This is a genomic window from Serratia sp. EWG9, assembly GCF_019913725.1.
Classification (GTDB): domain Bacteria; phylum Pseudomonadota; class Gammaproteobacteria; order Enterobacterales; family Enterobacteriaceae; genus Serratia; species Serratia ureilytica.
The window spans coordinates 118,197-140,751 of record NZ_JADNRO010000013.1; the positions used below are offsets into that span (position 1 = coordinate 118,197).

Here is a 22,555-nt window from a genome sequence, read left to right on the forward strand (position 1 = left end):
GCTACATTTGTAGCCATTAAAGCTACATTGAGGTCAGCGTTATGCACGATCCGATGCTCGAGTTGCTGTTCAGCGAATACCGTAGAAAAGTGCTAAGCCTGCTGTTTATTGAAGCCGGGCGTGCGTTTCATGTGCGAGAAATTGCGCGGCGCACCGCAACTCAGGCCGGCACTTTACATAAAGAGTTGAGCAGGTTGGCGGAGAGCGGCATCTTGCTCAGGCAGCGGCAGGGCAACCAAATTTGCTATCAGGCCAACGCCGATTGCCTGATTTTCCCTGAGCTGGCGGCGATTTTCCGCAAGGTTTGCGGGCCGGCGGAGTGCTTAAGGCAGACATTGGCAGCGTTTGGCGAAGCTATTGAACGCGCTTTTATTTTTGGTTCTGTCGCCAGTGGCAAAGCGACGGCGGCCAGTGATATCGATGTTCTGATCGTCGGCAAACTGTCTTTTGCGGAGGTGATTCAGGCGGTTTACCCGCTGCAGGAAACGCTGGGTCGGGAAATTAACCCCAAACTGTACTCGCCGGAAGCCTGGCGGGCGGCTTTGGCCGAGAACTCCGCGTTTATACAGGACATTATGCAGAAACCCCAACTTTGGATTGCGGGAGACAAGGATGACGCTGGACAATCTGGTCGGGCTGGGACTGGAGGTGATAACGCCTGACGCGGGGCGATTAAAAAATTGCTGGCCGCCGCCGCTCGCAACCGACGCGATGCGGGTATCACTCAGCTCCGCAATGAGAGCCGTTTCGACACGGCATATAAGGCGGTCATGCAAATGGCGAATGCCGCTTTACAAGCCAAAGGATACCGCACGCTGACCAGCAAACCCGGCCATCACCAGATCATGATCCAATCGTTGCCGCTCACCGTAGGGCTGCCGCGAGAGGAAATGATCTGCCTGGATGCATTGCGAAAACAGCGCAACGTGGCGGATTATTCCGGCGACTTGGTGACGGACGCGGCGGTACAGGCTTGCCTTGAGCAGACAGAAGCGCTGTGGGTACGGATTATCGACTGGCTGCAGCGCGAACATCCGCAGATAGTGGCGTAAGCTGCCTTACTTCAACCCGCAAAACGCCGCCAGCCGCTGGGCCAGGGCCAGCGTGGCGGCGGGGGCGCCGTCGCGGTAGTAGAGCGCCAGTTCGAAACTGTCTATCGGCGGCAATCCTTCGGCCGCGCCCAGTACCCGGTGCGTCGCCAGACGGCAGCCGGCCGGCAGCAGGGTGACGCCCAGCCCGGCGGCGGAGGCGGCGGTCAGCGCCGCCAGGCTGGCGCTGCTGTAGCCGATGCGCCAGCGTTTGCCGAGGGTATCCAGCGCCTGGCACAGCTCGTCGCGGTACAGGCCGTTCAGTGGAAATACCGCCAGCGGCACCGGCGATTGCTCGATGGCCGGGAAGGCCAGGCTGTCCAGCCACAGCAGCGGTTCCGGCCGCGCGGCGCGCGGCGGTTGCCGGCGGCGCTGCTTCACCAGGATCAGATCCAGCTCTTCACGCGCGTAGGCGTTGTGCAGATCGGCGCTCAGGCCGCTGGCGACGTCCAGCCGCAGGTGCGGGTGCTCGCGGCTGAATTCGGCCAGCAGCCCGGTGGTGGGCACGGCGAAATCTTCCGGCATGCCGATCCGCAGCACGCCGTCGCGCCAGATGCCGGTCAGCGCATCGTGGGCTTCTTCATTCAGCGCGATAATGCGGCGCGCGTAGCTCAACAGCTTGACGCCTTCTTCGGTCAGCAGCACCTGATGCGAGGAACGCTCAAACAGCGGCGTGCCCAGCATCTCTTCCAGCCGGCGCACCTGCTGGCTGACGGTGGACTGTGACAAAAACACCCGCTCTGCGGCGCGGGTGAAGCTGTTGCTGTCGCACACGGCGACGAAGCTGAGCAGCAGCTGCGGATTGAACATCGGGTAGCGATTCATTTTCCCACTGTTGGCTATTTTATTATTTAATTTCCCAATACTAGCGGCGTTGCCTACAGTAACGCAACGCTGCGGCGATCGCGCTGTGACGCCGCACTCTTCATTTCGCAGTACCAGGAATATACCTTGTTAAATCATTCTGTTAATTCACCTTCTCCACACCGTTGGCTCAACCCCCTGTTGCTGGCGCTGGTGTTGATCGGCCTGAACATGCGGCCGCTGTTGACCTCGATCGGCCCGTTGCTGCCGACGTTGCGCCAGGCCACCGGGCTGAGTTTTGGCGGCGCGGCGCTGTTGACCACGCTGCCGGTGCTGATGATGGGCCTGATGGCGCTGGCGGGCGGCGCCATCAACCGACTGTTCAGCGAACGCAGCGCCGTGGCGTTGAGCCTGCTGGCGATTGGGCTGGGCGCGCTTTGGCGCGAACTGGCCCCCGGCAGCGTGCAACTGCTGATGAGCGCGGTGCTGGGCGGGCTCGGCATCGGGGTGATCCAGGCGGTGATGCCCGGCATCATCAAGCATCACTTCCTCAAAAGCATGGCGCTGGTGGCCGGGTTGTGGTCGGCGGCGCTGATGGGCGGTGGCGGGTTGGGGGCGGCGATCACGCCGTGGCTGATGAGCGTAGGGCACGACTGGCACAGCGCACTGGCCTGGTGGGCGTTGCCGGCCCTGGTGGCGCTGCTGGCCTGGTGGCCGGTCAGCCGCGGGCTATCTCGCCTGGGCGCGGCGGGCGAAAACCGCGGGCCAAGCCTGCTGCGCAACCGGCGCGCCTGGCTGCTCGGCACCTATTTCGGCCTGATCAACGGCGGTTATACCAGCCTGATCGCCTGGTTGCCGCCGTATTACATGCAGCTCGGCTGGCAGCCGCAGGCCAGCGGTTCGCTGCTGGCGCTGATGACCTTCGGCCAGGTCGTGGGCGCGCTGCTGTTGCCGGCGCTGGCGCGCAATCATGACCGGCGGCCGCTGCTGTTGCTGGCGCTGATGATGCAACTGATCGGCTTTATCGGCCTGATTTATCTACCGCAGACGCTGCCGTGGCTGTGGGTGTTGCTTTCCGGGCTGGGGCTGGGCGGCGCGTTCCCGCTGTGTCTGGTGCTGGCGCTCGATCACTTGCACCAGCCGGCGGCGGCCGGGCGACTGGTGGCCTTCATGCAGGGCGTCGGTTTCCTGCTGGCGGGCGTCACGCCTTACCTTTCCGGCCTGCTGCGCGACTACAGCGGCGGCTTCGTGCTGGACTGGCAAATCCATGCGCTGCTGGTGGTGGTGCTGATCGCCATTACCTGGCGCTTCCATCCGCACAGCTACCGGCGGGCGTTCGCCGAATAATATTTCTGTCATTGCCGCTCCCTATAGTGACGTTGCTTTTACTTCTGGGCGATAACAACGAAAAGGGACAATGACATGCACAACACCAAAACCCGGCTGGCGCTGCTGGTCGGCTGCATGGCGCTGAGCGCCAACCTGTGGGCCGACGCGCAGCCGGTGCCGGCGACGTTGGCGGGGCATGCGCTGCTGCCGGTGAAATCCGCCGTTTCCACACCGAAGGACGCGCCGAGCGATCTGCAGCAGAGCGGCAAATACACCAGCGGGAAACGCGTCACCGAGTTGGGCAGCGTGGCGGGTAAATCCGCCGATCGCCTGACCGGCATCGGCTTGCCGATCAACGGCCAGCCGCTGCAGGGCCACTCCGGCATCAAACACATGCCCGACGGCACCTACTGGGTGCTGACCGACAATGGTTTCGGCAGCAAGGCCAACTCCCCGGACGCCATGCTGTACCTCAACCACTACAAGATCGATTTCAAAGACGGCACGGTCGCGCCGCTGAAGACGGTGTTCCTGCACGATCCGGATAAAAAGGTGCCGTTCCACATCATCAACGAGAGCACCGAGCAGCGCTATCTGACCGGCAGCGATTTCGATCCGGAAAGCTTCCAGTTTGCCGACGATGCCTTATGGATCGGTGAAGAGTTCGGGCCTTACCTGATCAAGGCCGACCTGAACGGCAAGGTGCTGGCGGTGTTCGACACCAAAGTGGACGGCAAGGTGGTGAAATCGCCGGACAACCCGACGCTAACCCTGCCGGGCGCGCCGGACGGCAAACAGAACTTCCAGGTGGCGCGTTCCAAAGGCTTTGAAGGCATGGCCGCCTCACCGGACGGCAGTAAGCTGTACCCGCTGCTGGAAGGGGCGCTGTGGGATGGCGAACAGTTCGAGAACGTCGGCGGCAAACGCTACCTGCGGGTGCTGGAGTTCGACGTCAAACAGCAGGCCTGGACCGGCCGCAGCTGGCAGTACGTACTGGAAGACAACCAGAATGCCATCGGCGACTTCAACATGATCGACGCCACCCACGGGCTGGTGATCGAGCGCGACAACGGCGAAGGCACGCCGGATAAAGCCTGCGCCGCCGGCGCGCCAACCGACAACTGCTTCAGCCAGGTGGCCAAGTTCAAGCGAGTGTATAAAATCGCTTTCTCGGACGCCAACGTCGGCAAACCGGTCGAAAAACTGGGCTATATCGACCTGATGAACATTCAGGATCCGAACAAGCTGGCGCGCAAGCCACTGAACGACGGCGTGCTGACCTTCCCGTTCTTCACCATTGAGAACGTGGACGTGGTGGACGCCAACCACATCATCGTCGGCAACGACAACAACTTCCCGTTCTCCTCCAGCCGCCAGCCCAATATGGCGGATGACAACGAGTTCATCCTGCTGGACGTGAAGGATTTCCTGAAGTAGCGCTCCCCGGCCGCCGAATCGCCGGCGGCCGCCATTTCCCGCTTAGCGCAGCGAACAAACTGCGCTATAATCAGCGCCTTGCTTCTTATCTTCTCCAAGGAAGATCCTCGTCCCCGGTGGGGCGGCCGGACTTCAAATCCGGTTGGGGCCGCCAGCGGTCCTGGGCAGGTTCGACTCCTGTGATCTTCCGCCAAAGCTTGTCCGGGTAGTTCCTGTAACGTCCATTAAAATTCATTAAATCAATTGATTATGTTATTTTATTGTCCGCTGGTGTCCGTGCGTTACCGCCTGAATCCGAGAAAAATGTGTATAATGGTGCGTATAATTTTTTTATACACAGAATCCACTTATACACATGCTCCTAACTGACATACAAATTCGACGTTCCAAGCCGCAGGAAAAGCCCTACACCCTCAACGATGGCCAAGGCCTGTCTCTCCTTATCAACACTGACGGGAGTAAAGGTTGGCGTTTTCGCTATCGCTATGCCGGAAAAGCCAAGTTGATGTCCTTTGGCACCTACCCCTTGGTAACGCTGGCTGAGGCGCGAGAAAAGCGCGGTGAGGCTCGCAAGCAGGTTGCGAATGGCATTGACCCAGTAGCTGAGAAAAAGGCGCAAAAGCTTGTTCAGAAGCTTTCCGTTGAGAACTCGTTTGAAGCCATTAGCCGCGAGTGGCACACGAACAAAGCTGACCGGTGGACTCTTGCCTATAGGGAAGAAATCATGCGTACCTTTGAGCAGGATGTGTTTCCGTATATTGGTCAACGCCCCATTACCGAGATTAAGCCTTTGGAGCTGCTGGAAGTGCTGCGGCGGATTGAGAAGCGTGGGGCATTGGAGAAGACCCGTAAGGTTCGCCAGCGTTGTGGGGAGGTCTTCCGTTACGCCATTATCACCGGTAGGGCGGAGTATAACCCAGCCCCAGATCTCGCCAGCGCGCTAGCCGTTCCCAAACAAAAGCACCATCCGTTCCTTTCAGCCGAGGAACTGCCTTACTTCGTGAAGGATTTGGAAGGGTATACCGGTAGCATCATCACTAAGAATGCCGCGAAGATCGTTATGCTGACCGGCGTGCGCACGCAAGAAATGCGCTTTGCCACGTGGGAAGAGATCGATTTTGAGCGTGCAATCTGGGAGATCCCTGCCGAACGTATGAAAATGCGCCGCCCGCACATTGTGCCACTCTCTACTCAGGCGGTTGAATTGCTTAAACAGCTACAACCGATCACCGGCCACTATCCTTACATTTTCATTGGACGAAACAACCGCAGAAAGCCTATAAGTAAGGAAAGTGTGAATCAGGTAATAGAGCTGCTGGGATATAAGGGTCGAGCCACCGGTCACGGTTTCAGGCATACGATGTCTACTATCCTACATGAGCAAGGGTTTGATTCTGCATGGATTGAGATGCAACTTGCGCATGTTGACAAGAATGGTATTCGGGGAACATACAACCATGCTCAGTATTTAGAAAATAGAAGGTCTATGTTGCAATGGTATGCTGAAAATATACAGGGTTTCTAAATGAATAGTACTAAGTTTATTAATAAAGGTAAGGGTTCAAACGACTCTGAAAAGTATTTGGCACATTTATGTGAAAAAACTTTTCTAAGTTTATGGAGCTATCCTAATGTTTATACAGATGAAGGGAAGAAGAGCGAGTTAGGTGATGGCAAAGAACTTTGTGACCTTCTAGTTGTTTTTGGTAATCATGTAATTATATTCTCAGATAAAGATATTTCTTTTAAGGATACTGGTGATATTAATGTTGATTGGGGTCGGTGGGTAAAGAAAGCCGTCATAAAATCTGCAGTACAGTTATATGGTGCTGAGTCATCGCTGAAAGAAAGACCTGAAAGAATTTTTTTAGATGCTAAGTGCCATGTTCCTTTTCCTATGAAAATACCCGAGGGGGAAAATTTAAAAATACATAGAGTTGCGGTGGCAAAAAATGCATCTAAAAGGTTTGTGGAATACTCGGGTGGTTCTGGAAGTCTAATTATATGCCCTAGTATATCGGGCAATGAGCATCTAAAGAATCCATTTATGGTTGGGATGCCAGTTGCTGGAAAACCATTTGTTCATGTTTTTGATGATGTAGCTCTTGATGTAATCCTCTCGGAACTAGACACAATTTCTGACCTAATAGACTACCTAGATAAAAAAGAGCAATTCATAAACTCTGGGGGGTTGTTAACAGCGGCAGGGGAGGAAGATCTACTTGCATGGTACTATTTCAGTAGTAAAGACAATAAGGACCCAGGATTTTATATAGAGGAAGGTGTTTCAGCAACAATTATGGAGGGGGCATATAAATCACTTGTTAGTCTACCTCAGTATAGAAGAGGGAAGGAGTTAAATAGAGTTTCTTACTTCTGGGATTCTTGTATTGAGAACTTTTCGCATCATGTTATCTCCGGGTCACTTATATATGATGAAAAACATTCAATAGATGATATTACGCTTGGTCTAAGGATTATGGCATCTGAAAGGCGGGTGTCCCGAAGAATAATTTCAGAAAGTGTGCTTCAAAAAGTTACCATGACCCCTAAAGATAGGCGAGCTGTTAGAGTATTAATATCGCCAACTAATAGAACTATTGGATATGTTTGGCTGGTTGAGCCGATTCCTAAACTTGCATCGTCTTACGATGACTATAGGAAATACAGGCAGGAATTGCTTTATATATACTGTACTTCAGCAAAGTTACTTTATCCAGATATGAAGTATATAGTCGGAATAGTCACTGAGCCACAAGGGGGAGGTGGTGGTGAGGATATGGTTTATATAGATACTACTGATTGGTCTGATGCTGATTACAAGCGAGCGGAAAGAGACAGAGATGAGTTTAAAATATTATCCCCAGATAATGTGAAAATATTTGAAGGGAGAGATTATCAATTTCCTGTGCTTCCTGGAGATTATCCGGAAAAGATACCTTCTAAAAAATTGGAAATTGAAAACCGGAAGAAAAAAATAAAAAAAGCACAACGATTAGCAAGACGGAAAACGAGATCGCGAAAATGAATAATCTCGCCTGCGTACAATGCTATCTCTACCTCGTCCACCAGTTTGATGTGCCGTTTTCCATGTAGTTGAATTACTGGTGTGGTAGGGCGGGAGGTGCATTTTCTTGCATGTGGTGTCTTGCATTTTATGCATGGGTATTTTTTTGAAAGTGGCTAGGCGATTTTGGCTAACAATCATCACACGGCGCAACCACTTAGCCTTGCCACACTCCCCATTCATGCATCAAAAAGAAACGCATGCAGCAGCCTTTCGCGGGGCTATCGTACAAGCACCCTGCTGAGTTAAATCTCAATAAATAGACGTTTAGCGACGCGCTGACGCATTAAACGTAAAGTCGCTCAAACCTCTGCGCGCGCAATACTTCCCCCGCCTCGCCTGCGCACTTCATGTGTCGCTTTTCATGCAGTTGCATGAACGGCCGCAGGCCGCGCCAGTACTGGTGCGGCAGGGGATGAAAAGTGCATTTTCTTGCATGCAAAATCATGCACCCTATGCATGCACGCGCAATTTGAGGCTGGCTAGCCAGGAAAAAGGCTGTTTTGGGCGAGGTGGGAGAGGGAATGCCCCGCGATGCTGTCGAGAGCGGCGGGGCGGAGTGTGATTAGTGCAGGGTAGGAGTGCTGCTGTAACGGCGATAGCGGTTCAACGTCCGTTTCTCGGGCGGTGGCAGGGCGTTCTCATCGACCGGTTGCGCCTGTATCGGCTGGCACAGGATTTTATCGACGCTTTCCACCGTCTTGAATGTGCAAGAACAGGTCAGGCTCTGACATTGGTAATACGCCTCTTTCGTCCGCTCCGTGATATAGCGACTGGTGCGAGTATAGGACGCATGAGTGCACAGCGGGCAGCGCATCATGATTTGGCCCCCTTCTGCTGCAAGCGTTGACGTTTTTCCTTCAGTTCTGAGATAGCCCGCATGCGCTTGGCAGGACTGCTTTGCAGTTCCGGCAATGCGCCGGTTTCTTGCGGTATCGTCAGGCCAATCTCATCAAGCACCGGGTGGTCGATATTCTGTGTAGCCATGGTAGCGCGAATACGGCCTTGTAGCGTGCCCAGTACCTGTTGCTCAATCATTTTCATCGGATTGTCCGCATAGACGCCGTAAGCCCGTGAAGCCAGTGCACACGCCTTGATAACGTCAGGGCTGATAAGCGCCTTGCTCAGCGCATCCACCGCCTGATGCATCGCGTGAGCTGCAAAGGTCGTGAGGGCGTCTTTGTGCGCGCTCACCACCTTCGGGGCTGTGCCGCCGCAGTTGAGGTGAAGCTGCATTTTGTCCAGCTCCATCTCCTCAATCAGGCCGTCGAACTCTTTCGCCAGCTCCCGCTTGGAAATCCGGCTGTGGTGTTGCGCTTGCAGTTCCGGCGTCATTTCTCCGCGCAGTTTGCGAAACAGGGTGCGCCACTGGCTTTCTGCCTCCTGGCTCTGCACTTCGGTGTCTTTCTTCTGTTGGTGGCAGCGAGCTATGCCGGTTACGACGTCGGTCAATGCCTGATAGTTTTTATCGTGGGCGGCACGAGCGTCACGCAGGGCTTGCAGTTTATCGGTGATGTATTTCGGTAAGGTGGTGGTGCTCATGGTCGTGTCCCCGGTGTCAGTTAATGTGAAGCTATTCTGCTGACCGCCATACAACATCGCCATTCATCCCGGTTGGAGTGTCCCCAGGACAACAGCCTTGAGCACTGATGAGAAAACCATCAAGCCATTTTTAGTTTTACCTAAAACTATTCACTACTGTTCACTCAAATAAAAAATATATATAAATCAGTAAATAAGAGGGTGAATAGTTTTCTATAAACTCTTCACCCGGTGTTCAGCACTATTCACCCGGTCCAAAACGATCTTTTCCCTGGCTAGCCGTGGTTAGTCTGTTTATACCTATTTATTAGTAATGAATTCATTGTTGAAAACTATGGGGTAATGTTGAGGAAGGGTGAGGAGTGGTGAGGATTGCTGAGCTATTATAATTTGTTGTTTTTATGACCATTTCTTAATGGGCCACACAACAACGCCTTGTTGCCACCCCGGTAAATATTCACATAATAGGGCGCTACCGAAGTTCACACAGTCCCGGCCAGCGTTGGCCGGACACAAAGAGGTAGCGTTTTATGTTGACCGTTTCCACCCCCACCCCATCCACCCCGTCGCCGGTTATTCCTGGCAGTTACACCCCGCGCGAACGCTTTATCCGCCTGCCGGAAGTGCTCTACACCACTGGCCTGTCCCGCTCCACTGTGTACGAGATGATGAGCCGTAAGCAGTTTCCGGTTCAGGTCTCCCTCGGCGGTAAAAACGTCGCCTGGCTGGCCTCCGAGGTCGAGCAGTGGATGGACGAACGCATCGCCAATCGCCATCAGGGGAACGCTTCGTGATGCAGTTAACCCTCGGTCGACATAGTTTTACCCTGAGTGACAACGACGCGCTGTTTGTGGCGGAAGCTATCCTGTTGCAGCGTAAAGAGCCTGGCGTCGTCTTGCCGGATCACCGCAGCGAAAAACACGGCGTTATTCGTCTGGCGAGTCGCCAGGCTGAGCCGCGCCTGTTCCGTGCCGGGCCGGTGCCGCTGACCTGCGCGGCTGCCGATACCCGCAACGACCCGCTTACCGACTGTTGATCACTATGCGATCGATTGAACGTCCGGGGGCGTCTTACGGCTTGCCCCCACGTCCGGCCCTGCGCTATAGTCCTCCCGCTGTCGCAAAATCGGCAGCCGGGCGTGGAAACCCGAGTAACTCTAAGGCGACACAACACGCGCCAGGCGTGTTTTTTTATGTCGCAGCCTTTGCTCGCTCATTTTTTGCGCGGTGGATGTTATGCTATCGCAGCAGTCAATCAATGGTGGCTCAGGCGGGGCTGACTTCGGTCAGGCCGGTATTCTTAGAGGCCGGTATTTCCACCCCCGTCTGGGCTACCACCCATAAGCGTGGAAACTTCGGTGGTAGCAATAACCTTTACTCTAAGGAGGCTGCCACCATGGCTACGACCCTCACCCCGACTCACCCGACATTCTGCTTTTTGTTTGCGGCCGTGCGCCGTTCTGCGCTGACGGCTTCACCGCGTATTGTACGCACCGTGGCAGATACCGAACGCAACGCCCGCCGCCTGCTGGCCCGTGATTACGTGTTGTCCTTTGCCGGTCGTCTGCCGGTTAAGGCGGTGGCATGGACACCCTGGCCGACCGCTACTACCGCGACACCCATTACCCTATCCCGCACGCCGATTTTCTGCGTCTCCAGCATGCGCACGCCACCGGCGTGCTGTTCCTCGACCTGCTGGACACCCTTGACCTCAGCGGGCAGCGCCCCGATGCCGTGCAACAGGCATCGTTTGCTTCGGTCATTGCCTTGCTGACCGACCAGCTCGGCCACGTCGTCAACACCTGTGAAACCCAAATTCTTGCCCGCATGGAGGCCTCCGCCGCATGAACACTGCATCCTGTTTACCGATTGAAGTCCGTACCGCCGTTTTCCGCCGCGCCGTGGCGCAAGCCTATCTGGACACCTGCGCCTTTTACCGGGTGAGCCTCGGGTACACGCTGGACGAGCTGCAGATGACGATTGCGTTGCGTTTGGAGGGGCACTTTGTGCGTCAGTACGGTGCGGAGGACGGCATGGATATGGCGTGCACCCTGCTGAGTGACATGGTGCAGCCGGACGTTCTGGTAGCTGCGCCGCGCCTGACCACGCTGGGGCAAAAGATGATGGACGAGCTGTGCTGTGAGCGCCTGTCGGCATCGCAGAATGCCACCGTACACTGAGGAGAGAAAGGATGAGCGCCCAGTTCGTTTCCCAGACCGTACGCACCGCCACCGGCCACTGGCCGGTGATACTCCCGGCGCTCGGCATCGCCTTGCAGCCGAACGGCAAGCCGCAGCCGTGCCCGACCTGTGGCGGTAAAGACCGCTTCCGCTTCGACAACCAGGACGGGCGCGGCACCTGGTTCTGCAATCAGTGCGGGGCCGGTGACGGCCTCAACCTGGTGGAAAAAGCCCTGTCACTGTCTGCCAGGGCTGCCGCCGAACAGGTGGCTGCCGTGATGGGGGATAATGCCAGCACTTTGCCACTGGCCGCTGAGGCCGGTCATTCACCACAAGACAAGGCCGAGGCTCAGCGCAAGGCTGCCAGGCAGGCACTGGCTCTGGTGGCTGCCGCGCAGTCCCAGACCGGCAACGCCTACCTGAGCGCCAAAGGCTGGCCGGAGGCAGAAACCCTGACCTTGCACGGCCAGCCGCTGCGCGTTGGCGGTATCACCTACCAGCCCGGCGACCTGCTGCTGCCGCTGCACAATGCCGGGGGCGAGGTGGTCAACGTGCAGCTGATTAACGCCCACGGTGATAAACGCATGCTGGCGGGCGGGCAGGTGAAAGCCGCTTGTCACACCCTGGGCGGCCCGGACAACGCGGTTATCTGGCTCACCGAAGGCTACGCCACCGGCCTCACCGTGCATCGCCTGACCGGCGAAACGGTGTGCGTGGCGCTGAGCGCCAATAACCTGACGGCCGTGGCGCAGCGGCTGCGCAGCCACTACCCGGATGCACGGTTGCTGCTGGCGGCCGATAATGACCGCAGCGGCACCGGGCAGACCCGCGCCGCCGAGGCGGCCACGCGCACCGGCGGCACTCCGGCACTGCCACCCACGGAAGGCGACTGGAACGACGTCTACTGTCAGCAGCGCGCTGAGGCCACGCGCGCGCAGCTCCGGGCGTTCAGCCAGCCGTCGCAGCCCAGCCCGTTCGACACGCTGAGCGATGCCGATTTAAAAGCCATGAGCGCCAGCGAGAAGGCCGAGCTGCTGGCCGAGCATTACGGCAACACCCTGGCGGTGCCGCCGGTGGGAGAGGAGCTGTGCCGCTACGCGCGCGGCGCCTGGCAGGTGCTGCCGCACCGGCAACTGAGCCGGGAGATTGCCGCGCTGTTCCAGAAGGTACGTGCGCCGTTCTCCGCCGCCGGTATCAACAGCATTTTGGACACCCTCAAACTGATGGTGCCGCAGATGGGCGACCCGGTTCGCCGGTTGATTGGTTTTCGTAACGGCGTCTTTGATACCGTGAGCGGCCAGTTCAGCGCCCACCGGCAAGAACACTGGCTGCGCACCGTCAACAGCGTGGACTACACGCCGCCGCGCGCCGGGGAGAACCTGGCCGACCATGCGCCGCACTTCTGGCGGTGGCTGACGCGGGCCGCCGGGGGCAAGCACGACAAGCAGGAGCGTATTCTCGCGGCACTCTTTATGGTGCTGGCCAACCGCTACGACTGGCAACTGTTCCTCGAAGTGACCGGCCCCGGCGGCAGCGGCAAGAGCGTGATGGCCGCCATCGCCCGGCTGCTGGCCGGAGCCGATAACACCACCTCCGCCACCATCGACAACCTGGAGTCGGCGCGCGAACGGGCTTCGGTGGTCGGCTTCTCGCTGATACTCCTGCCCGACCAGGAGAAGTGGAGCGGTGACGGCGCGGGCATCAAGGCCATCACCGGCGGCGATGCGGTCGCCATCGACCCGAAATACCGCGACGCCTACGCCGCCTACATCCCGGCGGTGATACTGGCGGTCAACAACAACCCGATGCAGTTCAGTGACCGCAGCGGTGGCATCTCGCGCCGCCGCGTTATTCTGCCGTTCCCGGAGGCTATCGCCCCCGAAGAGCGTGATCCGCAGTTGCTGGCGAAGATCACCGAAGAGCTGGCCGTGATTGTGCGTCACCTGATGCAGCGCTTTGCCAACCCGAATGATGCTCGCGCACTGCTCCAGGCACAGCAGAGTTCGGAGGAAGCTCTGGAAATTAAACGGCATGCCGATCCGCTGGTCGATTTTTGTGGCTATCTGACGGTGCTGGGCACCCCGGAAGGGATGATGATCGGCAACGCCAACATCACCCCGCCGAATCCTCGCCGCTACCTCTACCACGCCTACCTGTCGTTTATGGTCGCACGGGGGTATCAGCACGTGATGAACCTGACGGCGTTCGGCCAGGCGGTGCCGCAGACGCTGAAAGAGTATGAGCATACGCTGCTGAAACGCCGCACTAAGCAGGGAATACAAACCAATCTGATATTGAGTGAAGAGTGCGAAGCGGACTGGTTGCCTAAGTGCGGGGCGGTGTGACGATGAGCGGGTCGATCGGCCGGGCCGATCAATAGGCCATTATTGATCTGCCGAACCCATTGGACGCTCAATCGCAGCGCCACCTATAGTGGCAGTGACCCGAATATATGCAGCAACACCAGGGCATCCTATCTGCCGCTGAACGGCCAATATCATAACGACAAGCGTTCCCCAAACCGGCTCAGGCCGGTTTTTTTGTGCCTGCGATTCAGACTGTTCACTCAGTAGGTGGATAGTGGTGCGTACTGAAATGGGAACAGCACACCTATCAATGCATTGAAAGAAAAGGAGAGAACTAAAAGGTGTATAAGGTGAACAATGCTTCTATCCCTTCTCAAACCCAGTAAAATCATAATGTAATTAAGAGAGCTGAAGCTAAAATTGGAGCTAAGCGAATATGAGTGCGTATGAATTTCTTTTCGCTGGGGATTTTATGCACGTATGCGTCAATGATGGATATACGTTGTGCCGAGCCATCGATGCGCGTTTGATATAAAACCAGGGTATAGCCCCTATCATACGCCGTATGGCGAACGATAGAAGAACGTCGTTGATTGTATAATTATGGGGAATTTATTCGTTGAAAAATAAAGGGTGTTGTCTTACTGAGCGGTTTTGGCTAATGAATTAGCTAAAATAACAATAGGCCATTGAATTTCTCATCACAAACATGCGCTGATTAATCACATCCTGTTTGTCTTCATCGCTGACAACATGTTGTAACTTCGTTACGCCCTCAATCTTATTTCCCATTGTTTGTAAATTTTACAAGCACTGTTTTAGCCGATATCCAAACGTCCTCACGTGGCTTATTCATTTTGCGAAACATCGTAGGGGAAACGCCATAGTGGTTTTTAAAGATGCGACAGAAAGCCTGCTGTTCCAGATAACCATATTCAAGTGCAATATCTATGATCTTCCTGTCTGTAGATAAAATCATTTTCGCCGCCTCTGTCATTTTCCTTGATCTGATGTAAGACTTCATCGATATACCGGCCAAAGCGCAGAACTTACGTTGAACATACCATCTAGAATATCCAGTTTTATCAATCAGGTTGATGATGTTTACCGGTTGTTTGAGATGCATTTCCAACAGATTGATAACGCTATTAATAAATATTCTAGACTGTTCAATTTTGCTCATTTCCATTGCATCGACTCCCGATATCTTCACCTGTTGGCGTTATTGAAATCTCGATTATTGCTTAACTTTGTCAAGATGTTATCAATTTCTGTTTTTTTATTTTCAGGTTAATGCTACTCCGTAGGTAACTATTTGAATTTAAATGTTATTGCCTCGCTTTTTTGTCGAGCTGATTTTGAATGAAGTCATGCTGACTTTATTTTTAATCGCCCGATATGTACTATCGTCGTTTTTTGTTTATTCTTTAAATAAAAAAGTGCTAAACTTTATTATATTGTTTTTACTTGGTTAGCGTGACTGAATAGCAGGTTAATATATGGAAGAAAAAAGAATTTTAATCATCGAGGACGATATGCATGCTGCAGAAGTCCTAGAAGCTTATCTAAAAAGAGAGTGCTTTGCCGTTGCTAAGGTAGGGGATGGTGTTAAAGGGCTTGAGATGGTTTTTTCCTGGCAACCTGATTTGGTTTTATTAGACGTCATGCTGCCGGGAATAAATGGCAATGAAATATTGGCACGTGTGCGTAGAAAGAGTGATGTGCCTGTCATCATGGTGACGGCAATCGGCGAGATTCAGGATAAGATCTCCTCGTTGAGGCACGGCGTTGATGATTACATCGTGAAACCTTACAACCCGGGCGAGGTCGTTGCTCGGGTTCATGCCGTGCTGAGAAGAGCGACTGCATTAAATATAAAATCCGAGCTTATTATTTGTGGCCCGGTACAACTTGATGAAGAGGCGATGTTGGTTCACGTTTGCCCCGCCGAAAACATTAAAATTGCAGTTGATCTCACACCGACTGAGTTCTTACTGTTATCTGTGCTAATGCGTGCGCCTAAAAGAGCGTTTTCCCGCCAAACATTGTTAAATATGTGTTTGCCGGAAAGTGATGCATTTGAGCGGGTTGTCGATACGCATATTTATAATTTGCGCAAAAAGCTCAACTCGGTAGGGGTAGATGATGTACTGCTTACCGTTAGAGCGATGGGCTACAGGTATTGGAATAAATGAATAAGAAAAGCAAAAGAGTTTCGCTTTGGAAGTGGATTTGCGTGAGGGTAATTTCTCAATCTGTCGGGGTGATTGTTATTATTGCACTCTGTATGTGGTTGCGCTATGCCATTTATAGCACCTGGGTTTTATATCATGAAATGCCGGCGGATGTCCGAAAGGAATTCCTGCACTTGCTTAATAATCCCAATGAAGATTTGTACAGGTTTTATAGCCTTTTTCACTATTGGTATGGCATTGACTTTGCTAATCCGTCGATCACGTCGGGGGATTGGATTATGCTGGCTATTTTGGTGGTTGTCGCTATACCTCTCATGGTCTTACTGGGGCTCTATATGTCTCGGCCATTGGCGAAGCAATTTTCCTATTTGGTCACTGCCGCGAGAAAAGTCGCCGAGGGGGATTTCTCTGTGCAAGCAAAATTAGAAGAGAAAGCGCCGGAAGAACTTCTTACTCTAACACACGATTTCAATGAGATGACCAAAAAACTGACTTATTATGAAGGGGAGTTGCGTGCTTCTCATATCGCTATGGCGCATGAATTACGCTCGCCGTTAACGGCTTCAATTGCACGCCTTCAGGGCATTATGGATGGGGTTTTTGAGCCGGACAAGAATCAGTTAGATCTGGTTATGCAGCCCTTGAATAGCCTAAATCGCCTTATTGATGATCTTCAAACGTTGTCATTGTCGCAAGCCGGGGCATTATCATTAGAAAAATACCATGTGAATCTGTGCGATTTGATTCAGGAGCGTTTGCAATGGTTAAAGGCTGAAGCTTCTCAGGGAAACTTCACGATTGAATTTGAATGTCCTGCTCCTGTATTCGTCTACGCCGATCCGTTCCGAATTGGGCAAGTTGTTACGATTCTCATAAAAAATGCAATGCGCTACGCGCATTCCGGCAAGAAACTGACAATCACCGTTAATCATTTTAATAATGAGGCTATCGTCGGTTTTCGCGATTATGGGCCGGGTGTCAGTGAAGCCTTTTTGCCCTTGATGTTCGAACGTTTTTCCCGGGAGGAGAGCTCGCGGTCGAGAAATCTGGGGGGAAGTGGGCTAGGTCTTTCTATCGCCATGGCGATAAGCCGCGAACACGACGGCAGTCTCAGTGCTCAGAATCATCCTGACGGTGGGATGCTATTTCAACTAATTCTTCCAATGAAAATAGAGTCTTGATGATTCCTTGAAAAAACATGGACTAAATCTACACATAAAAAAGGTTTAATTCTTCGACAGACTATCAGGAGAATGTCTTATGTCAGTAGGTTTGTTCAGGTTAATAAGTACGGTCAAGAGTGTGTTTCTATTTCAATATTGGAAACTGTTTATTATTCCCCTGTTCGTTTTTTTGGCGGGATGTGATGATAAAGCAAAGACACAGGAGGTGCCTACACGTTCCGTACGAACGCTTGTCGTCGATAATCCGGTTGGCGGAGTTTTGATAAAGCATACCGGAGAAATTCGCCCCCATGAGGAATCTCAGCTCTCGTTTCGCATTGACGGCCGGATCCTCAGCCGGCCGGTCGATGTGGGGGACAAATTAAAGGCGGGGCAAACGATCGCGACTTTGGAGCCCAGAAATAACGAGAATCAGGTGCGCAGTGCGCAGGCTGAACTGGCCGGTGCCGTTTCTTCAGAGCGCTTGGCTGCGCTCAATTTCAGGAGGCTGCAATCATTGATCAAAACCGGTGCTATCGCGCAGGCTCAGGTTGATGAAGCGAGGGTCAATCTTGAAGTCGCAGCGGCAAAACGCGTCTCTGCTCAATCGAATTTGAAAATCGCTCAGGAGCAGTTGGGTTACACCCGTCTGGTTGCGCCTGCAGATGGCGTAGTGACTTCGGTTAAGCTGAATCCTGGACAAACTGTCAGCGCAGGGCAGGGGGTCGTTACGCTCTCACTCAATCAGGGAGTAGATGCCGTATTTGACGTTCCAGAAGCAATTTTGTACAGCAATCTTTCCGATAATAAAGTCAAGATTGCGCTGCTTTCCGATCCTTCCGTCGTGACTGAGGGCGTGATCCGAGATGTGAATCCACAGGCGGATAAGCAGACGCGGACCTGGCGAGTCAGAGTCTCGCTGCCGAACCCTCCAGAGAAAATGGCTTTGGGTGCGACGGTGCAGGGAAGTATCGTGATCCCGGGGCAGGCTGCGTTTGTTCTGCCGGCGTCTGCGATGACCCGTGATGGCGCGGATCCTGCTGTTTTAATCGTTCAACCGGATACATTAACCTTGGCATTGCGCAAAGTTAACGTTATTCGCTATAGCTCCGAGGACGTGTTTATTGCTGATGGCCTAAAACCTGGTGACAAGGTGGTGATCGCCGGCGTGAGTAAGTTACGGCCTGGGGAGAAAGTGAGTTTGGAGGATAAATTCTGATGAATGCCTCTGAACCCGAGAAGTTTAACCTGTCTGCCTGGGCGCTTGCCAATCAGCAACTGGTTGCCTTTTTTATGTTGGTTCTCACCATTGCCGGGGTGATGAGCTATTACAACTTGCCGCGTAATGAAGACCCGGCGTTTACCATTAAAACGGCGGTGGTTTCCGCGAGTTGGCCTGGGGCTTCTGTGGAGGATACCGTCAATTTCGTGACCGATCCGTTGGAGAAGAAACTTCAGGAAGTTCCTTATCTTGATTATTTGGAGAGTTACAGCCGGCCCGGCGAGTCGGTTATTTTTATCTATCTGCGTGATAATACGCCGCCGGAGAAAGTGAAAGAACTGTGGTATACGGTCAGGAAAAAAATAAAGGACGTTTCCCCTCAGCTTCCTGCCGGCGTCAGTTCACCTGCCGTCAACGATGAATTTGATGATACCTACGGCACCATCTATGGCTTTACGCGTGAAGGATTCAGCGAGCGCGAACTGCGCGATCTGGTTGATAAAGTTCGCACGGACGTCTTAACGCTGCCAGACGTCGGGAAAGTGAACCTGCTGGGCGTTAAAGAAGAGCAGGTCATCTTATCATTCTCACCGCAGAAAATTGCGGGCATGGGGCTGACGCTCGACCAAATCAAGAACGCCATCAGCGCGCAAAACGCCGTGACTCCGGCGGGAGAAATCAGAACCGACAAAGATAAAGTCATGTTGAGAGTCAGCGGCGCTTTCGCATCGGAAGAAAGCCTCAAACAGCTGACACTGCATATTCAGGATAAATTCGTTCCTCTGACGGATATTGCGACTATCTCTCGCGAGGCGGTCGATCCGCCGACGCCGGCCTTCAGAGTTAACGGGGAGTCGGCGATTGGCCTGGCCATCTCCATGGCCCCGACAGGCAATATGCTGGATTTCGGCAAAGCGCTTAACGAAAAGATGGATGATATCTCCAGCCGCTTGCCTGCGGGTATCAACGTGCTGAAAGTGGCCGATCAGTCGACGGTGGTGCATGACGCGGTGGGGAGCTTTATGAAAGTGCTCCTTGAGGCGGTCGTCATTGTTCTGGCGGTGTCTTTCTTGTCATTAGGCACTCGTGCCGGGTTAGTGGTTGCAGCATCCATTCCGCTGGTGTTGGCCATGACGTTTATCGGCATGGAAATTGCTGGTATAGGCATACAGCGCATCTCACTCGGCGCATTAATTATTGCGCTGGGGTTGCTGGTCGATGATGCCATGATCACTGTAGAGATCATGATGTCGCGCCTGGAGAAAGGAGACCCTGTCAAAAAGGCGGCGACAAAAGCCTGGACGACGACGGCTTTCCCGATGCTGACCGGCACATTGGTCATGATCGCCGGTTTTATCCCGGTCGGTTTCGCCACGTCGAGCGCGGGGGAGTACTGTTATTCTCTGTTCATGGTGGTGCTGATTTCACTTATCAACTCCTGGATTGTTGCCGTACTTTTTTCACCGCTGATAGGCGTGTGGCTTTTACCTAAGGTGATGAAGGAACACACCCACGGTAAAGGTAAAGTCATGCAAAAGTACGAAAGTACATTGCGATATATCCTTAAGCGCCGAGGGATGACCGGCATAGTGGCGGTTCTGTTGCTGGCCATTGCTTTTATCGGATCCTCGCACATGGAAGAGGAGTTCTTTCCCGCTTCTGACAGGCCGGAGTTACTCGTCAGTCTGACTCTGCCGAGAAATGCCGTGCAGGAAGATACGGCGAGGGAAGCCATTCGCTTGGAGGAAATCCTCAAGAAGGATCCCGATATTGATCATTTTACGACATACGTTGGATCGGGGGCCGTGCGGTTTTATTTGCCGATGGACCTGTTGCTTGATAACGAAAATATCGCTCAATTGGTCGTGGTCACCAAGGGACTTGAAGAGCGTGACGCGGTGAAGTCCAGGCTTGAAAAAATTCTGCAAAAAGATTTCGGCCATCTTGTTACGCGTGCTTCGCCGTTGGAGCTGGGGCCCCCGGTAGGTTGGCCGTTGAAATATCGCGTTTCCGGCCCGGATCTGACCAAAATCCGTGAGATATCCATGGAGTTGGCGGGTAAATTGGGTGACAACCCGCAGACAAGAGAGGTCAACCTTACTGCGGGAGAACCGCAACGAGAACTCTATATAACGCTTAATCAGACGGAAGCGAGGGCCTTGGGATTAAGCTCTCAGGATGTCGCAAGCGCTCTTGCTGAAATGTATTCGGGGTCCGCTGTAACGACGATCAGAGACAGAAATCGTCAGGTTAACGTGGTGCTGCGGGCTTCGGAAAATACGCGGAGAGACATTGAAACCGTCGCGGATTTGCAATTAACGACGGCCGATGGGCGCGTTGTGCCATTAAAGCAGATCGCAACGATAGGCTATACGTTGGCCGAACCTATTCAGTGGCGGCGGCAACGAGAGCCTTTCATTACGGTGCAAACGGATATTGCGCCAGGGCTGAATGCGTCCGGCGTATCCAAGAGTTTGGCGCCTGTTGTCGATGAATTACGCAAAAGTCTGCCACCGGGATATCACATTACCGAGGGGGGAAGCGTCATTGAAGCCATGAAAGGCAACCGTTCAGTATTCGCCGTTCTACCTGTGACCTTATTGGTGATGCTGATCTTGCTGATGGTGCAGTTGCGTAGTTTCTCACGCATGATGCTGGCGCTGTTGATTGCCCCCTTCGGTTTGATTGGCGTTGTCGCTGCCATGTTACCCACCGGAACACCGATGGGGTTTGTCGCGATTCTTGGCGTGATTGCGTTGGCGGGGATGATTATCCGCAATGCCGTGATCCTTATTGAAGAAGTGGAAATAAACAGAGCACAAGGCGCAGATAATACTGAGGCGATCGTCGAGGCGTCACTGCATCGTTCCAGACCGATACTCTTGACGGCTTGTGCAGCAATATTAGGGATGATACCTATCGCGCATCAGGTATTTTGGGGGCCTATGGCCTATGCCATTATTGGTGGGCTATTCGTTGCCACCCTATTTACCCTGACGGTATTGCCGGCTGCTATCAGCGCCGTTCTTCAATGGGAGAAGTCTCGATAGAACTTACCCCCGGAGACAACTCCGGGGGACTCTTTAAAAGGAGGTGGAAAGATGTTTGAGTTATTTAAACTTATTGGGCTAGGGTTGGTTTTATTACTGCCGCTGGTAAACCCATTGACTACTGTAGCCCTTTTTCTTGGGCTGTCAGGCGACATGTCTGAACAAGAAAAAAAGAAGCAGTCAGCTATGGCGGCTTTCTATGTCTTTGTGATTATGATGGTTGCATGGTATGCCGGTAAGGCTGTTATTAATACCTTTGGCATATCCATTCCGGGATTACGAATTGCCGGTGGAATGATCGTTGCCTTTATTGGGTTTAACATGCTGTTTCCGCAGGATGTGAATAAGCCTCAAAGTGGCGAGAAGGGAAAAACCAAAAATATAGCATTTATCCCCTTGGCAATGCCCAGTACGGCAGGCCCGGGTACCATTGCTATGTTGATCAGTGCCGCGTCGACATTCAGCGCTGAAACATCGCATCTGGATTTGTGGGTCGCCTATACAGCGCCCCCCCTGATTGCGATAGCCATTTCTCTGATTTTATGGGTGTCTCTGCGGGCGTCACTGGGTGTTATGAAGCTTGTAGGAACATCGGGAATCGATGCTATTTCCCGAGTGATGGGATTCCTGCTGGTCTGTATGGGGGTTCAGTTTGTTATAAATGGCGTCGTTGAACTCGTTACAATGCAATAAACGTGAACGCTTCAGTGTCTGATATGCATGAGGTTGCGTATATCAGACGAGGATAATATCTAAAACCTTATATCTATATCAGTTCTGATAATGCTTTGATGCTCTTGGCTGCCATAAAAACTTTTTTTGCATGGACAACGCTGTGAGCGCCGGCGGCAATGGCTGTCGTCATATTGTTGTTTTTTTATAAAAAGCTCCCAAGTAAGGTGGGAGCTTTTTTTACTTTTTCTTTTTATTCTGGTACGTCGTCGACAGGCCTAATCCCGAATCTGATCCCATCACCATAAGCCGCCATCGGTGCATTATGGCTGTTGATTGCCATTTCAGGGGGACAGCACTTTGGCGATAGCCTGGGCTTCCTGCTGCCACCCCTGCGCCAGCGTGCGCACCAGGGCATCATAGCCGTCTTCACCCTGTTTCAGCTCCAGGTTGAAAGGCCTTTTGATCAAACGCCCCTGGCGGTTCAGCACCCACTCGCCG

The 22,555-nt window shown here is 53.4% G+C and carries 21 protein-coding genes, 1 tRNA gene and 1 pseudogene; 18 read left to right on the top strand and 5 right to left on the bottom strand.

Translation table 11 applies throughout. From position 1 onward, the window contains the following. The first annotated feature begins 41 nt into the window (after nt 1-41). Both ITX55_RS22425 and ITX55_RS24160 read left to right on the top strand, forming a co-directional pair. The gene (locus ITX55_RS22425) at nt 42-662 is read left to right on the top strand and encodes a nucleotidyltransferase domain-containing protein (protein WP_187048497.1); all 621 of its coding nucleotides are present in this window, start codon (nt 42-44) and stop codon (nt 660-662) included. 108 nt (nt 663-770) lie between these two features. Further along, complete coding sequence (locus ITX55_RS24160) at nt 771-1,052, top strand: hypothetical protein (RefSeq protein ID WP_232091465.1); 282 nt, start codon at nt 771-773, stop codon at nt 1,050-1,052. A 6-nt stretch (nt 1,053-1,058) separates the two neighbouring features. Here the strand turns inward: ITX55_RS24160 and ITX55_RS22435 are convergent, their stop codons facing one another. Beyond that, nucleotides 1,059-1,913, bottom strand: a complete 855-nt coding sequence (locus ITX55_RS22435; protein ID WP_187048498.1) for a LysR family transcriptional regulator — start codon at nt 1,911-1,913, stop codon at nt 1,059-1,061. Between the two features lie 126 nt (nt 1,914-2,039). Here ITX55_RS22435 and ITX55_RS22440 point away from each other — a divergent pair, with 126 nt between their 5' ends. From ITX55_RS22440 to ITX55_RS22460, 5 genes are all read left to right on the top strand, one after another. Then, nucleotides 2,040-3,239 (top strand): cyanate transporter, encoded by a 1,200-nt coding sequence (locus ITX55_RS22440; protein ID WP_187048499.1) that lies wholly within the window; start codon nt 2,040-2,042, stop codon nt 3,237-3,239. Between the two features lie 75 nt (nt 3,240-3,314). Next, a complete protein-coding gene (locus tag ITX55_RS22445; RefSeq protein ID WP_042783417.1) occupies nt 3,315-4,658 on the top strand; it encodes an esterase-like activity of phytase family protein in 1,344 nt (447 codons plus the stop codon). A gap of 98 nt (nt 4,659-4,756) precedes the next feature. Further along, nucleotides 4,757-4,851 (top strand) — tRNA-Sec (locus tag ITX55_RS22450). A 162-nt stretch (nt 4,852-5,013) separates the two neighbouring features. Further along, complete coding sequence (locus tag ITX55_RS22455; RefSeq protein WP_223085385.1) at nt 5,014-6,183, top strand: integrase arm-type DNA-binding domain-containing protein; 1,170 nt, start codon at nt 5,014-5,016, stop codon at nt 6,181-6,183. Next, nucleotides 6,184-7,686 (top strand): hypothetical protein, encoded by a 1,503-nt coding sequence (locus ITX55_RS22460; protein ID WP_223085386.1) that lies wholly within the window; start codon nt 6,184-6,186, stop codon nt 7,684-7,686. It begins immediately after the preceding gene. Between the two features lie 604 nt (nt 7,687-8,290). On the opposite strand, the gene ITX55_RS22465 is transcribed toward ITX55_RS22460, so the two are convergent. Both ITX55_RS22465 and ITX55_RS22470 read right to left on the bottom strand, forming a co-directional pair. Continuing rightward, nucleotides 8,291-8,545: an ogr/Delta-like zinc finger family protein gene (locus ITX55_RS22465; RefSeq protein ID WP_048326857.1), complete on the bottom strand. Its 255-nt coding sequence runs from the start codon at nt 8,543-8,545 to the stop codon at nt 8,291-8,293. After that, nucleotides 8,542-9,267: an NAD-dependent aldehyde dehydrogenase gene (locus ITX55_RS22470; protein ID WP_223085387.1), complete on the bottom strand. Its 726-nt coding sequence runs from the start codon at nt 9,265-9,267 to the stop codon at nt 8,542-8,544. The genes ITX55_RS22465 and ITX55_RS22470 overlap by 4 nt, the downstream gene beginning before the upstream one ends. Before the next feature lie 530 nt (nt 9,268-9,797). Here ITX55_RS22470 and ITX55_RS22475 point away from each other — a divergent pair. From ITX55_RS22475 to ITX55_RS22500, 6 genes and pseudogenes are all read left to right on the top strand, one after another. Next, nucleotides 9,798-10,061, top strand: a complete 264-nt coding sequence (locus tag ITX55_RS22475) for an AlpA family transcriptional regulator (protein WP_048326858.1) — start codon at nt 9,798-9,800, stop codon at nt 10,059-10,061. After that, nucleotides 10,061-10,303 (top strand): hypothetical protein, encoded by a 243-nt coding sequence (locus ITX55_RS22480; RefSeq protein ID WP_255612429.1) that lies wholly within the window; start codon nt 10,061-10,063, stop codon nt 10,301-10,303. The genes ITX55_RS22475 and ITX55_RS22480 overlap by 1 nt, the downstream gene beginning before the upstream one ends. Before the next feature lie 5 nt (nt 10,304-10,308). Then, a pseudogene (locus ITX55_RS22485) lies at nt 10,309-10,827 on the top strand (host cell division inhibitor Icd-like protein); the annotation flags it as partial. A 23-nt stretch (nt 10,828-10,850) separates the two neighbouring features. Beyond that, nucleotides 10,851-11,114: a hypothetical protein gene (locus ITX55_RS22490; protein ID WP_223085390.1), complete on the top strand. Its 264-nt coding sequence runs from the start codon at nt 10,851-10,853 to the stop codon at nt 11,112-11,114. Next, nucleotides 11,111-11,446, top strand: a complete 336-nt coding sequence (locus ITX55_RS22495) for a DUF5375 family protein (protein WP_223085391.1) — start codon at nt 11,111-11,113, stop codon at nt 11,444-11,446. The genes ITX55_RS22490 and ITX55_RS22495 overlap by 4 nt, the downstream gene beginning before the upstream one ends. A gap of 11 nt (nt 11,447-11,457) precedes the next feature. Next, entirely contained in the window at nt 11,458-13,791 is a 2,334-nt protein-coding gene (locus ITX55_RS22500) for a primase-helicase zinc-binding domain-containing protein (protein WP_103687386.1), read from the top strand. A 742-nt stretch (nt 13,792-14,533) separates the two neighbouring features. Here the strand turns inward: ITX55_RS22500 and ITX55_RS22505 are convergent. Continuing rightward, on the bottom strand, nt 14,534-14,941 hold the full coding sequence (locus ITX55_RS22505; RefSeq protein ID WP_121976876.1) for a helix-turn-helix domain-containing protein: 408 nt from the start codon (nt 14,939-14,941) through the stop codon (nt 14,534-14,536). A 310-nt stretch (nt 14,942-15,251) separates the two neighbouring features. On the opposite strand from ITX55_RS22505, the gene ITX55_RS22510 reads away from it, so the two are divergent. The 5 genes from ITX55_RS22510 to ITX55_RS22530 all read left to right on the top strand — a co-directional run bounded on the left by ITX55_RS22510 (nt 15,252) and on the right by ITX55_RS22530 (nt 22,075). Further along, nucleotides 15,252-15,947: a response regulator transcription factor gene (locus tag ITX55_RS22510; RefSeq protein WP_033645090.1), complete on the top strand. Its 696-nt coding sequence runs from the start codon at nt 15,252-15,254 to the stop codon at nt 15,945-15,947. After that, on the top strand, nt 15,944-17,128 hold the full coding sequence (locus ITX55_RS22515) for a cell wall metabolism sensor histidine kinase WalK (protein ID WP_033645089.1): 1,185 nt from the start codon (nt 15,944-15,946) through the stop codon (nt 17,126-17,128). The genes ITX55_RS22510 and ITX55_RS22515 overlap by 4 nt, the downstream gene beginning before the upstream one ends. 79 nt (nt 17,129-17,207) lie before the next feature. Continuing rightward, complete coding sequence (locus ITX55_RS22520; RefSeq protein ID WP_033645088.1) at nt 17,208-18,329, top strand: efflux RND transporter periplasmic adaptor subunit; 1,122 nt, start codon at nt 17,208-17,210, stop codon at nt 18,327-18,329. After that, the gene (locus ITX55_RS22525; protein WP_033645086.1) at nt 18,329-21,382 is read left to right on the top strand and encodes an efflux RND transporter permease subunit; all 3,054 of its coding nucleotides are present in this window, start codon (nt 18,329-18,331) and stop codon (nt 21,380-21,382) included. Before ITX55_RS22520 ends, ITX55_RS22525 begins: the two co-directional genes overlap by 1 nt. 51 nt (nt 21,383-21,433) lie before the next feature. Continuing rightward, a complete protein-coding gene (locus tag ITX55_RS22530) occupies nt 21,434-22,075 on the top strand; it encodes a MarC family NAAT transporter (RefSeq protein WP_048322281.1) in 642 nt (213 codons plus the stop codon). Between the two features lie 323 nt (nt 22,076-22,398). Here the strand turns inward: ITX55_RS22530 and ITX55_RS22535 are convergent. Further along, on the bottom strand, nt 22,399-22,555 hold a 157-nt coding region (locus ITX55_RS22535), incomplete at its 5' end, for an ABC-type transport auxiliary lipoprotein family protein (RefSeq protein WP_223085392.1).